The sequence below is a fragment of the Streptomyces sp. NPDC111507 genome, assembly GCF_055638955.1.
Window position 1 is genome coordinate 1 of sequence record NZ_JBVKBU010000034.1, and the last position, 12,685, is coordinate 12,685.

Annotated in this window: 13 protein-coding genes; 5 read left to right on the plus strand and 8 right to left on the minus strand. The window is 66.7% G+C overall.

All coding sequences use genetic code 11. From position 1 onward, the window contains the following. The first annotated feature begins 460 nt into the window (after positions 1–460). Together ACZ7M2_RS51125 and istB are read left to right on the plus strand one after the other, a co-directional pair. Positions 461–976, plus strand: coding sequence for a Mu transposase domain-containing protein (locus tag ACZ7M2_RS51125; RefSeq protein ID WP_471601161.1), 516 nt, complete (start codon positions 461–463; stop codon positions 974–976). Next, entirely contained in the window at positions 973–1,758 is a 786-nt protein-coding gene (istB, locus tag ACZ7M2_RS51130; RefSeq protein ID WP_471601162.1) for an IS21-like element helper ATPase IstB, read from the plus strand. The genes ACZ7M2_RS51125 and istB overlap by 4 nt, the downstream gene beginning before the upstream one ends. Here the strand turns inward: istB and ACZ7M2_RS51135 are convergent. The 4 genes from ACZ7M2_RS51135 to ACZ7M2_RS51150 form a co-directional block, all read right to left on the minus strand. After that, complete coding sequence (locus ACZ7M2_RS51135) at positions 1,755–2,198, minus strand: DUF6188 family protein (protein ID WP_471601163.1); 444 nt, start codon at positions 2,196–2,198, stop codon at positions 1,755–1,757. The two genes, istB and ACZ7M2_RS51135, sit on opposite strands and share 4 nt — an antisense overlap. Positions 2,199–2,372: 174 nt before the next feature. Next, a protein-coding gene (locus ACZ7M2_RS51140) for an IS630 family transposase (RefSeq protein WP_471601164.1) occupies positions 2,373–3,451 on the minus strand; the annotation gives its coding sequence in 2 pieces (ribosomal slippage) (positions 2,373–2,953 and positions 2,953–3,451; 1,080 coding nt in all). A gap of 52 nt (positions 3,452–3,503) precedes the next feature. Further along, positions 3,504–3,746 (minus strand): hypothetical protein, encoded by a 243-nt coding sequence (locus ACZ7M2_RS51145; protein ID WP_471601165.1) that lies wholly within the window; start codon positions 3,744–3,746, stop codon positions 3,504–3,506. 274 nt (positions 3,747–4,020) lie between these two features. Further along, the gene (locus ACZ7M2_RS51150) at positions 4,021–5,205 is read right to left on the minus strand and encodes an IS701 family transposase (RefSeq protein WP_471601166.1); all 1,185 of its coding nucleotides are present in this window, start codon (positions 5,203–5,205) and stop codon (positions 4,021–4,023) included. Positions 5,206–6,071: 866 nt separating this feature from the next. On the opposite strand from ACZ7M2_RS51150, the gene ACZ7M2_RS51155 reads away from it, so the two are divergent. Continuing rightward, on the plus strand, positions 6,072–7,097 hold the full coding sequence (locus ACZ7M2_RS51155; protein ID WP_471601167.1) for a hypothetical protein: 1,026 nt from the start codon (positions 6,072–6,074) through the stop codon (positions 7,095–7,097). 26 nt (positions 7,098–7,123) lie between these two features. Here the strand turns inward: ACZ7M2_RS51155 and ACZ7M2_RS51160 are convergent, their stop codons facing one another. The 3 genes from ACZ7M2_RS51160 to ACZ7M2_RS51170 all read right to left on the minus strand — a co-directional run bounded on the left by ACZ7M2_RS51160 (position 7,124) and on the right by ACZ7M2_RS51170 (position 8,959). Further along, positions 7,124–7,789 carry an AfsR/SARP family transcriptional regulator gene (locus ACZ7M2_RS51160; protein WP_471601168.1) on the minus strand — a complete coding sequence of 222 codons (666 nt, stop codon included), beginning with the start codon at positions 7,787–7,789 and terminating at the stop codon, positions 7,124–7,126. Positions 7,790–8,082: 293 nt separating this feature from the next. Beyond that, positions 8,083–8,535 (minus strand): hypothetical protein, encoded by a 453-nt coding sequence (locus tag ACZ7M2_RS51165; protein WP_471601169.1) that lies wholly within the window; start codon positions 8,533–8,535, stop codon positions 8,083–8,085. Then, complete coding sequence (locus tag ACZ7M2_RS51170; RefSeq protein WP_471601170.1) at positions 8,513–8,959, minus strand: hypothetical protein; 447 nt, start codon at positions 8,957–8,959, stop codon at positions 8,513–8,515. Before ACZ7M2_RS51170 ends, ACZ7M2_RS51165 begins: the two co-directional genes overlap by 23 nt. 147 nt (positions 8,960–9,106) lie before the next feature. On the opposite strand from ACZ7M2_RS51170, the gene ACZ7M2_RS51175 reads away from it, so the two are divergent. Both ACZ7M2_RS51175 and ACZ7M2_RS51180 read left to right on the plus strand, forming a co-directional pair. Continuing rightward, a complete protein-coding gene (locus ACZ7M2_RS51175) occupies positions 9,107–9,631 on the plus strand; it encodes a GNAT family N-acetyltransferase (RefSeq protein ID WP_471601171.1) in 525 nt (174 codons plus the stop codon). 428 nt (positions 9,632–10,059) lie between these two features. Then, positions 10,060–11,361 carry an FAD-dependent monooxygenase gene (locus ACZ7M2_RS51180; protein ID WP_471601172.1) on the plus strand — a complete coding sequence of 434 codons (1,302 nt, stop codon included), beginning with the start codon at positions 10,060–10,062 and terminating at the stop codon, positions 11,359–11,361. Between the two features lie 386 nt (positions 11,362–11,747). Here the strand turns inward: ACZ7M2_RS51180 and ACZ7M2_RS51185 are convergent, their stop codons facing one another. Beyond that, a complete protein-coding gene (locus tag ACZ7M2_RS51185; RefSeq protein ID WP_471601173.1) occupies positions 11,748–12,317 on the minus strand; it encodes a DinB family protein in 570 nt (189 codons plus the stop codon). Between the last annotated feature and the right edge of the window lie 368 nt (positions 12,318–12,685).

Below are 12,685 nucleotides of genomic sequence, written 5' to 3' on the forward strand. Positions count from 1 at the left end.
CGCCCCACGGCGGTCAGACCACCGCTATCCGCGTACCTCATGACGAGGATGTAGCACCGCCAACGCCGACTGTCACCCCACCCTTTCAACCTCAGAGGCAACAGGGAAGCCGTTCGGACCTGGGTAATGCAGCGCATCACATCATGCCGGGAACGGCTGGACCTTGATATGAAGGATGACCTCGATATGGCCCTCGGCTGCAAGCCCTGAGACTCGACGCCCCAGTGCGGTCCCGCTCACTACCGGACCTTGCCGTCGTCGGCCTCGGAACCCAAGTGCTCAAGCAGGCCAATTCCTACCTCTTCACCCGTGGGTTCGTGCCGAGACGCCTTCAGAATTCGCGAACCCGCGGACGTTCGGACTGGAGGCGTTCTACTGCCAACCCGGCAAGGAGGGGGCCCACGAAAAGGGAGGAGTCGAAGGAGAAGTCGGCCGTTTCCGCCGCAACCACCTGGTCCCGGTGCCAGAAGTCGATTCCCTGGCTGACCTCAACACCCTGGTCGACCGATGGGACTTGGCGGACGACGACCGCCGGATCGGCTCCCGGCCCCACACCGTCGGCGAGCACTTCGCGGTCGAACAGCCTCTGTTGCGACCCTTACCAGAAGAACACTGCGAGACCGCACGGCTGTTCAGCCCACGAGTGGACCGATACGGGCAGATCAGCGTTCGCATAAACCGCTATTCGGTGCCGGTGCGGCTCATCGGCCGACAGGTGCAGGTCCTGCTGCACGCTTCCGAGCTGGTCATCTACGAGGGCCGCACCGAAGTCGCCCGACATGAACGGCTCGCCACCCGAGGTGGGATTCGTCTGGAACTGGACCACTACCTCGAGGCCCTGCTGCGAAAGCCCGGCGCCCTGCCCCCGGACACCCGGCCACTGCCGTCGGTGGCCGCCTACGATCTTCTGCTCAGGCGGCAACGGCCGCCACCCGAAGAGCCCACAGCCCCTGTCAGGAAGGGAGAACTGCCGTGAGTGAACAACGCCATCGCGGCCTGACCGAGCAGGCCGCTGACGCGGCCGTCGACACCGCCTGCCGGGTGCTGCGGCTGCCCACCATCCGGGGCCAGTACAGCGCGACGGCCGACGCCGCCGAGCGCGAGCAGATGACCTATCGCGGCTTCCTGGCCGAGCTCTTGATGGCCGCGTGCGAAGACCGCGACCGGCGCCGGTCCGAGCGGCGCATCAAATCCGCCGGATTCCCCCGCCAGAAGTTCCTGCGGGACTTCGACTTCGAGGCCAACCCCAATGTCACACCGACTGCCGTCCATACCCTCGCCACCTGCGAATGGGTCCGCAAAGGCCAGCCTCTGTGCTTGATCGGCGACTCGGGGACAGGAAAGTCCCACCTGTTGATCGCCCTCGGCACCGAGGCCGCGATGGCCGGCTTCCGTGTCCGCTACGTCCTCGCCGCGAAACTCGTCAACGAACTGGTCGAGGCGGCCGACGAAAAGCAACTGACCAAGACCATCGCCCGCTACGGCCGCGTCGATCTGCTCTGCATCGATGAACTCGGCTACATGGAACTGGACCGCCGCGGCGCCGAACTCCTCTTCCAGGTTCTGACCGAACGCGAGGAGAAGAACAGCGTGGCCATCGCCGCCAACGAGTCCTTCTCCGGCTGGACCAAGACCTTCACCGATCCCCGGCTCTGCGGCGCCATCGTCGACCGTCTCACCTTCGGCAGCAACATCATCGAGACTGGCACCGACTCCTACCGCCTTGCCCAGACCCGAGCCCAACAGGCCACCGGCTAATCCTGTCCGCTGCTGGCGGTCGACTCGGTGCCAGCCGGCCACACCGCAAGCTCCCCTCCCGGCATCGACACAAGCCGCCAGCCTCCCGGCCCCGCCACCTGCCAGGCTTCGAACGACGGGTCTGCCCGGCAGTTGAGATGCAGTCCGCTGTCGAAGACCAGACGCAGTGATCCCGACTTGAAGGCCACAGCCGACAAGACCTTGGCGCCGAACAGGGCCAGAGCCGCCGCTACGTCCTGCCGTCCCGGATCCAACATCTCGTGCAGATCGTCGCTGCCGGCCGAACCTTGACCGAGCCAGAATGGACATTCCAGGACAAACCAGGCTTCCGAGTCGAGCAGAAACGTCAACTGGAAGTCGACGCTGATCTTGGTGACAGCCAGACCCCGAAGACCCAAGATCCAACGGTCCTCGTGCTCAACAAAGGCAGATTCGTTCACCACCGCACGATGCACTGCTACATACCGACCATGCCACCCAGATCTGTCCCCGAAGCCCCACAGCTACCTCCAGGTGGAGCCAAAACTCACTGGTGATCAACCCCTGCCCCGGGCGCAGGTGGGGCCAAAACCCGTTCCCAAACGGGGCCACTACTACTTACTGACTTCAGCGCATCAGGGTGATTTTGGGTCGTCGAGGGGCAGGCGGGTCCCTGCTATGAAACCGTCGAGGGTGTTGGGCCGGTACTGGAGGCGCTTGAGCCGGTTGCGTACGAGGACTTCGAGCTGATCGAGGGCGACGACGGCGAGGTTGGCCAGGCTGCGCTTCACATGGGCCCATACCCACTCGACGGGGTTCAGGTCCGGCGAGTACGCGGGCAGCAGGAACACCGTCAGCCATTCGCGCTCGGCGATCAACTCACGCATGGCGTGGGAGACATGAGTGTAAAGCCGGTCCCAGACCAGCACGATCGGGGCCTTGACGAGGTGGTGGACGCCGTCGATCAGGGCGATGAAGTCGCGTTCGCCCATGCTGCGGCGTTTGCCTCTGCCCGCGGGGTGGGTGCGCAGGCGGTGGCACAGCCGGGTGCGGGAGCCGGGCCGCATCGCGATGAGTCCCGCCACGGACAGGCGTCCCGAGCGGCGGCCGCTCACCGTCACGACCGGGGTGCGGCCCCGTCGGCCCCAGGTGCGCCCTCTGGGCGGCCGCCGGGTGAAACCCGCCTCGTCCTCGAAGCAGACGTAACCCCCGCACGCCGCCCGGGCTCTTTTACCTCGGCCCAAGTCGCCTCCTTCCACACGGTCACGGCCTGCTCGTCACGCTCGGCCACCCGCCGCGCGGGCACCTGCGGGCTGAAGCCGAGCCGGTGCATCAACCGTGTGGCCCCTGAGACGCTGTAGCAGACGTGGAACTTCCTGCCGATCAGCGTGGCCACCCGCGCCGCGGTCCACACCTGGTCCTCCACCCAGCCATGCGCGGCTGGTCCCTCATCGAGGTACGCAGCCAGCTTTTCCAGACAGGGCGGGGACAGACGGCATCGCGATCCACCCGGGCCACGAGAGGCCAGAGCCGGCACGCCACCGTCCCGCCACATCTGGTGCCACTGGTAGGCCGACTTCGGGCTCACCCGCAGCCGCCGTGCCACCTCCGGCGGCTTGATGTTCTGCTCGAACAGCTCGGCCGCCTGCATCCGTACCGTCTCCCGGCGCTGACGTCCCGCAGGGGTCAGCCCGCCCCCATCCGCATACCTCATACACCACGGGATACAGACAACGCTCCGGGCCCATCAGAGACTTAGCAGAAGATCACCCTAACGAGCCGAAGTCAGTATCCGTGAAGCCAGCCAGACCGCGCCCGGCGAATCCGTCGAGGCCCTGGTCACCGAGAACACCAACCTCAAGCACCGCGTCCAACAGCTCACCCGAGAACACCGACGGCTCCAGGAGCGGCTCGAGGGAGCCCGCGCGAACCTGCGCTTCGCCGACAAACGTGCGGCCGATCTTGAGGTGCAGGTGCTGGAGCTCCAGCCGGGAGACCCCGGTCGCCACGGCCCGCAGACCGGGACGCGCCCGCCCTCACATTCCTGACATGTGCCCGACATGCGTCAAGTGCGACGTTTACACATTACCCTTTCGAACATTTACGCTATTCATGGTCTAGTACTGCAACGGTGCTTGCCCTGAGTGCTGGGTAGATGTCATGGATTGTGTCCGCGTCGTTTGTAGTGGCTGACGCGGGCTTGGTGTTGGCGTCGTCGTCGCCAGTGTGACCAGTGCAGAATTTGGCTGACCGAGGTGGCCCGGCGGTCCGTGAGGCGCGTGATCAGCCGTCGGATTTCAGCAAGGCTGAGATGGATGAGCTGGGAGGATCCGTTTCTGCTCTTTCCTGATCCAGCTGGCGGGCGCGCAGGACGGTGAGGCAGGCGTGGGCAGCCATGGCCAGGGTCATGTGGCGGTGCCAGCCGGGATAGCGGCGGACTTGATAGTCGTCGAGGCCGCATTCTTGTTTCGCGGTCTGGAAGCATTCCTCGACGGCCCATCGGCTGCCGGCGATGCGGATCAGCTCGTCCAGCGTGGTCTCGGCGGGACAGTAGGCGATGTAGTAGGAGATCTCCTCGGGCCTGCTCACGCTGCGGCGGGCGATCACCCAGTGCCGGCGGTCCTCGCGGTGCCAGGGACGGACCTCGATGCGGGCCCAGTCGTAGATCCGCTGTCCATGTGCCCCATCGCCGCACGAACGGCGTTTCCACTTCTGCCGAGGCAGGTTGGGGAACAGGTCATGGACGGGGTGGTCGATGGACCAGAGGGTGACGACCGTGTCGTGGCGGGTGGTGGCCATGACGTGGAAGATGTCGGCCTGTTCCAGCTCGAACCGCCAGCCCTTGCTGAAGCCGTAGGCGGCATCCGCGGTCACCCAGCCGAACGGAATCCGGTCGGCGATGGCCCTGCGGACCATCGCCTTCGCCATGGCCACTTTCGTCTCGAAGGCGACGCTGTCGTCGATGCCTGCCCGCCGGCATCGCTCGCGGTCGTCCGTCCATGACGTGGGCAGATACAACCGCCGGTCGATCAGCGTGCGTCCGCGGGGCGTCGCGTAGGCGAGAAAGACCCCGATCTGGGAGTTCTCGGTGCGTCCCGCAGTGCCCGAGTACTGCCGCTGGACCCCGGCCGAGCGGACGCCCTTCTTCAGGAATCCGGTGTCATCGACGATCAGAACGGCTTCACGGTCACCGAGGTGTTCCACGACGTAGTCACGCACGTCGTCCAGGACCTCGTCAGCGTTCCACTCGATCCGGTTCAACAGCCGATGAATGCGATCGGGACCGGCATGGCCGGCCTCCTCCGCCAGCGTCCAACCGTTCTTCCGCTCCAGCGGCGCGACCAGTCCCCGCATATAGGCAAGCGCCGACTCCCGCGGCTCCGACCTGTTGAACCGGTGCACGAACCGCTCGTGCACCGACTCGAGTTCACCTGCCCACAACCTGACATCAGCAAGGTCCCCACCCATAACCAGACCAACGACCAACCTGGCCATCAGTCACGGCAAGAACCGTTGCAGTACTAGGGTGGATAGCAAAACAGGAGACGGATCGGGAAGGGGGGTGCGCGAGGACAGGGAGGTAGACGCGATGTGCGCTGTGCACCTTCATGTCGCCTCGGCGTATTCGGCGCGCTACGGCGCAGCTCTTCCAAACGTGCTGGTGTCGAGTACCCCGCCTCCCGCGCGTACGCGGCCGGTTCGTACGGGTGGGACGCCAAGGCCCGGCTCGTCTGGCTGATCGCCGGACTCACCCGGCGGCCGGTCACGGTGCCATACCGTCAGGCGGTGCCGGACGGTCCGTACGAGGCGCTCGCCGCCCGCCTGGACGACGGCCGGGTCATCGTCGTCACCCAGCCCACCGGCAGGCCGGCGCTCGACCTCGTGTCGTACGCCCTCGAAGTCCCCGCCTCACGCCCGGCTTGCCGCTTCGCCGCCCCTGACCAGCACTTCAGCGCTACGGTTATCCGTAGATCGGCCCTGGTGCCGCCCTCCCCCGTGGGGCGGCACCAGGGCCGTCTGCGTACCTCACCATCGGCAAGATGCTCAACTTCAAGGGGTCGGCCACGGCCTGCCGATGGAGATCGTGATGGACCATCTCCTGACCGGCGGCGGCCCGGACGGAATGGACGCGTCAAGGTCGTCCCTGTCCAGGTGGTACGTGGCGACGAACCGCGCGCGTGGACGGACATCCACGCGGCGATCGTGGACCTGCTCGCGGGCCATCTGCCGGCAACGGACCGGCGGTAGCGCTCTCCCGAGTGGCGCCCGTGACGGAACTCTTCGTGGGGCGGCCACGAGGGCCGTTGTCAGAGGCGATTGGCAAGATTGCGGCCATGAATGTCACTCCTGTCACTCCGCCACGGCCGATCGACGTTGCCGCGGTCTTTCCCCAACTGGCTCCGCTGGCCCGCACGGCAACCCGCCTGCACCCCCGCCCCGGGGCGCCGACGTGGCACGACAGCTCGATCGGCGGGCCGCTGCTCTGGCCCGCTGAGGAGCCGTGGCCGCACTGCGAGGAACCGCATGTGGTGGATGGCATCAACCCAGCCCAGTCCCCGGCGGATCTGCGGCTGGAACGACGGATCTTCGCCGCCTCGCACGGCCGGGACCTGACTCCGGAGGAACGGGAGACTCTCGAGCGGATCCGACCCCCTCGGACGTATCCGGTGAGTCTGGCGGTCCAGGCGTACGACGGCCCCATAGCGATGCTGCCCGTCGCGCAGCTGTACGTACGGGATGTGCCCGATCTGAGCCCGCCGGAGGGCAAGGACCTGCTGCAGGTTCTGTGGTGCCCCTTCGATCATCCGATCATGCCCAGGACCCTGCTCTTCTGGCGTTCGGCAGCCGCCGTCACCGACATCCTCGACACGCCCCCCGAGCCGCCCGCAGTGCAGTTCGACGGCTATCTACCGGAACCGTGCGTGCTCGAACCGGAGCAGATCACCGAGTACCCCGACCATCTGGAGCTGAGCGAAGAACTGCGGGAGCAGCTCAAGCAGTGGAGTGTGCCGCAGGCGGCAGACGAAGACATGGACCCGGACACGTACTACGACTGTGTGCTGTCCAACGCACCCGGCTGGAAGGTCGGCGGCTGGCCCGCTTGGAACTCCACCGACCCCAGCTCGCAGCCCTGCTCCGAGTGCGGCACCGGCATGGAGGTCCTGATGACCGTCGCCACGTTCGAGGAAGGGGACGACGCCGGGAACAGCTGGTCTCCGCACCCCCACCCAGGTGCTGGACCGTATCCCGGCCACCGCGGCTACAACGCGACCGGTGTCCAGATAGGCAGCGGCTACCGGCAGCACCTGTTCGTCTGCCCGGCGGAGCCCGAGCATCCGCACATCGAGTTGATGACGTAGCCCGTCCGCAGTGTGCAGCCGGGGCGTCACGGTGCGGGCATGCCGTGACGCCGGGTGGCCGCGAGGCTCAGGGTGCCTACCATTCGTCCCGCAGGCGAACGCGCGTCTCCTGACAGGCGTTGAGCGCTTCCGCTTGACGTTCGCAGCCGTGCAGGGCCCGCATGCGCAGCGCCAGCAGCGACTCGTCGAACGGGTCCGGACGGGGACGCGGACGGGGCGCCGAGGTCGTCCAGGGCCCCGCCGAACCGGCCGAGCAGCACCAGGCACTCGAGACTCGCCAGCCGGAGCGTCCGCCGCCGCTCCAGCAGCCGCTGCCGCTCGTTCTGCGCGAACGGTCCAGGAAGGTTGACCAAGGGCTCTCCGCGGAACAGCGCGAGCGCCGCGGACAACTGATCCGTCGCGCCCGCCAGATCGCCGGACGCCTTCATGCGCAGCGCCCCGTCACCCCGCTCCGTCAGGTCCGCTGTATCGAGCCGGACCCCGTCGACGACGAAGCGGTACCAGCCCTTGCCGCTGCGGATCACCGACTCCGCAGGCCGGGTGCCCAACGCGTCGAGCGTCCTGCGCAGCGGGTTGACATGACTGGCCAGCACCTTGTGACCCGATGCGGGTGTCTCCGCCCCCCACACCCCGTCGAGCAGGAGCTCATGGCTCACCACAGCGTCCGGGCGCAGCAGCAACGCGGCCAGCACGGCCTGTCGTTTGACAGGCCCCAGATCCAGTGGTGTTCTGCCCCGCCAGGCTCGTAACGGCCCGAGCACCTCCATCCGAAGTCGCTCAGGAGATCCGCCGTCCACCCCGAAGCCTCCACTCCCGCACATCATCGGCATTTCACCAGCGTTGCAGCATGCCCTGCCACGGGTGCAGACGCGACCGGGAGCCACGGAGCAGCGTCGCGCAATGGACAGGGAGTCCGAGGTGACCGAAGTGGAGCTGGTGGCCGCCGCGTCGGCCGCAGGAGCGTCGGCCGTGCCGGCGAACTCCCCTACCGCGGCGGGTCCTCCCAGGACGGGTCCACGGGGACGTTCCAGCCTCGCAGCATGGACAGAGTCGCCGCCCGGGTCTTCGGCCTGGCGAACCGGAAGGCGCGGTCGAGCACTTCCCTGCTCTCCAGAAAAAACTCCAGGAAAGTGAAGTGGGCCGTATCCACCAGCCAACCATCGGGGTCCTCCTCGAGCCCCTCGATGAACTCGAAACAACGCGCCAGGAAGTCCTCTGCCTCCGCGTCGACTTCTGGAGATTTCATCAAGGGCTTGAAAAGAGGGTAAACAAGCACTTCGGACAGGAGTGTCCCCGGGTGGGTGTTGACCTGCTCCCAATGGATCACCTGCGACACACGCAGGTCGTGACGCTCGGCCGCCTTTTCGAAATAAGGCTCCACTTCCGGGAGCAGTCGCAGGAGCTGCGCGACCAATTCACCCGAGGTGATTCCTTGCATGTCCATCCTCTTTCATATTATGTCGAATAATACCGCGCCACCGGCCGGAAATTACTCCCGGCCGGTGGCGCGTCTGGTAGGTGGTCCGGTGGGGGGGCAGGCCATCGGGGTCACCAAAGAACACACACCCCGCGCCCGGGCCGTCGGGGACCACGTCCAGCGGGTCCGTCAGGGATTCCGAGAGCTGCTTCGTCACTTCCTCGAATCCATAGTTGTAGACGTCCACCGGGTACCGTGCGGCGCTGGCGGTGCCACCCACCACACCGAACGCCTTCGCGAAACCCCGGCCCGCACCCCCGGCGAAGCCCGCCGAGACACCGAACTCGGTGACGTCCGGCGCCAGTTGAGAGAACTGAAACGTGAGCAGACCCAGCTCCAGGGCCGCCTTGACGCAGCAGCCACCGTGATTGTCGCCCTGCACCATGACAACGCAGGCCTCCGTGAGGAACTGGCCGGACGCGGCGCCATCGTCGCGCTCGACGAACGACGCGCCTCCCGAACCGAAACGATCGGCCCGTGCTGACCCCGGGCCCACCCAGAACTGTCAGTGCTGGGTGCAAGGATCTCCTGCATGAATAGCGGACCCCTCGACCTGCGACAGGTCACAGCCCCAGACGACGTCACGCCGGAGCTGAGGCGAGCACTCATCGGATGCTGGATTGAGGTCACCAACGCCGGCGGAGCAGCAGGGTTCCCCTTCCCGCCCATCGACGCGAGCCAGGCCGCCCCTGCGGTCGACTCCCTCATCGAGGGCCTTGCCCCAGAGACGAGCCGCCTCGTGGTCGCATCGATCAACGGCAGCCTCGCTGGGTGGCTGAATGTTCGGCGTGATCCCTTTGAGGTCATCTCCCACTGGGGGACGCTCCACCATGTCCAGACACGGACGGGCCTGCGGGGCCGCGGCATCGGGGCTGCTCTCATGAATCACGTTCGTGACATCGCCCGCGACGAGATGGGACTGGAACAACTCCACTTGGCTGCACGCGGCGGCGTTGGGCTGGAGGACTTCTACGGCCGCTTGGGCTGGAAGGAGATCGGTCGTTGGCCGCGCGCTCTTCGCCTCGACCCCGGGGATGATCGCGACGAAATCCTATGATCCTGGCACCGCTCTGACGCCAAGCATCTTGTCCTGTCTCATCGAAGGTTGGGCAGTGTCACCGAAGGTTGAGCGCGGCGGGTCTGAATGTCCGTTCTCACTGGTCCTTTCAGAGTCTCACCGTGTTGCGCGCAGATCTGGCGAAGTCTCAGGCGGCGGCCTGGCTGACGGCCTGGTTCACCTGGTTTACAGCGGTCTGGGCTGATGTGAGTCTCATCAGGGTCGGCGTTTCTCATCGATGTCTGCCGAGGTCGAGGCGATCATGACCATGCCCGACGCGTGGGCATGCCGAGTTCTGGGTGTTTGCGGGAGCGTGGACGTGATCTCGGCCGTACCGATGAGTTTGGTGCAGATCCGCAGTCGATACCCCTGGATCCATCGACAGCGGTGGGCCTGTGCGGGAAACGTTCCAGCGCGGGAGGAAGTACATGGGGGCAGTGTTGAGCGTCGACGACTCCGAGCGGGAGCACACCGTTCGGACTGGCGAGCAGGGGACCCGGGTGAGCGGTCCCAGGGTGTTGGTGGCGGGGGCGAGCATCGCGGGACCCTCGCTGGCCCACTGGCTGCGCCGGCGGGGGGCCGAGGTGACCGTGGTGGAGCGGGCTCCCGAACTGCGTCCCGGCGGGCAGGCGGTGGACGCGCGCGGGGTCGCCAAGGAGGTCATCGGGCGCATGGGGCTGGACGCGGCGGTCCGCGCGGCGTGCACCGACACCGCCGGCGCGCACACCGTGGACGCGGACGGGCAGGTGCTGGAGACCTTCAGCGCGGACGACGACGGTGGCGACGGGTTCATCGCGGACATCGAGATCCTGCGCGGGGACCTGTCCCAGGTGCTCTACGACGACACCCGCGACGGCGTCGAGTACATCTTCGGCGACCGAATCGCCGAGCTCGCCCAGGACGCTGACGGGGTCGACGTGGTCTTCGCGGGCGGTGACCGGCGGCGCTTTGACCTGGTGGTCGGGGCCGACGGGCTGCACTCGGAGCTGCGGGCGATGGTCTTCGGGCCGCATGAGCGGTTCCTCCGCCACCTCGGGCACGTGCTGGCCTTCTACAGTGTGCCCAACGAGTTCGGGCTGGACCGCTGGCTGCTCGAGTACCAGGACCACGAGTCCGGGCGCTCAGCCCTCCTGCGACCCATCCAGGACGCCACCCGGGCGATGGCCATGTTCTACCTCGCCTCGGCTGACTTCGACGTCGACTACCGTGACGTCGCGGCCCAGAAGCGCCTGCTGCGGGAGCGGATGGCGGACCTGGGCTGGCTGGCCCCGGGCATCCTCGCGCACCTGGACGACACTCCGGACTTCTATCTCGACCAGGTCGCCCAGGTGGTGATGGACCGCTGGTCGAGCGGACGGGTGGGGCTGCTCGGGGACGCGGCGTTCAGCTCGTCGCCGATGTCCGGGCAGGGCACCGGGCTGGCACTGGTCGGCGCCTACCTGCTGGCCGGAGAGCTGGCCGCCGCCGAGTGGGACCCCGACACCGGGTTCACCCGCTACGAGGCGCGGATGCGCTCGTTCGTCGAGGCCAACCAGGAGATCGGCCGATTGAACGCCCGCAGCCGCGACGTCCCCGGGCCAGACGCCGAGCCGCGCCCCGATTTCGCCAGCGAATGGTTCACCGAGCTGGTCGGGCACGCGATCAACGGCATCGAGCTGCCCCACTACCCGGGGGCGCCGGACTCCGCGGCCCCGGCCGGATCGCCGATCACCTCGTCCGCCAAGCCGTAGGTGTCACATAACGTATCGAGAGGGACCACGGTTCGGTAGGACACCGCCGGACGACCTCCGCTCATGCCGCATGGTGCGCGTCGGAGCGCCCGTTCGGCAGCCACGCCACGTTCCGATCAGGCGGTGTCGACTCGGAAAGCTGACAAGATCGATGAGAATCCACTGCGCGGGGTCTCAGTGGTTCCGTCACTCGCCTGGTCGGCGCTCACCGGAACTGACAAGACCATTGAGACATCGACCCCGCGACGCCCAAGCCCATTGATCCCCAGCCGGATTGCTCGCCCGTCTTGTCTCAAGGCAGCTGTCAGTGCGCAGCTCGCCGACATGGCTCCCTGACACGATGGATGAGAACGGACACTGAAGCTCGATCGCCGGTTGCCGAAAGGTCATATTCGGCGCGGTACGGCTCCGTCCTGCCAGCAGTAGAGGTCGCGCAGCAGGGAAATCTCGGCGCCGTGATGGATCAGCTCCCTGTTGACGTGCAGGACCCTGTTCTCCATGGGAAACCGCTCGGGACCCACCGTGGGCGGATTCTCCAGGTCAGCGTCCGAGAGCTCGCGGACCCCCGCGTTCCATCTCCCATACATCTCATCGAGCTGTTTCAGCGCCTCGTCAGCGGTCCCCGCGTAGGCAAATGTCTCGGAGTCGACATCCTGGCCGCCGAAGTACCATCCGACCCGATAGCCCAGGCACGAGACGATGATGTGTGCCAGCCGCCAGGCAATCGTGGTCACCGGCGCCGGCACCGGCACCGCGTCAGGGGACGCGGATTCCATCGTCCACTCCCCCGAACCTGCCGACATCGGTGCGGCCGACGTGCCACGTGGGCGGATGCTCCAGCAGCCGCGCACCGGCTCCCAGAAGTACTCGTCATCGGTAAGACCGTCCAGCCGCGGCCGCAGATTCTTGCGCCAGTACCAGTCCAACTGCTCCGCGAGCCGCTCGCTTCTTGTCATGTCCGCACACTACAGACAAACGGGGATCTTGCTGCGACCGTCGCGGACACCGTCGGCGGCCGTACCTAGCGGTCATCAAGCTTCGCTGACGATGACCAGCCTTCGATGAGACAGGACACATGTGTCTCAACACCACCGCGACAAGAGATCCCGTGTTCGCGCCGATGAACACGGGAACTTGCATGTCAGGCAGACCTCACGATGTCTCATGAGACATCGAAACAGTGGGGAACAGCTTTTCTAGGCGTACGTTGCTGCTGGTCGTCGGCCAGTCCTTGGGCAGCCCGGCGGGGTTGGTCCACCACCGCTGGGCGACGTCCTCCGTGCTGGGTGCCCGTGATGGAACGGTGGGGTCCGACCGAGCGCTA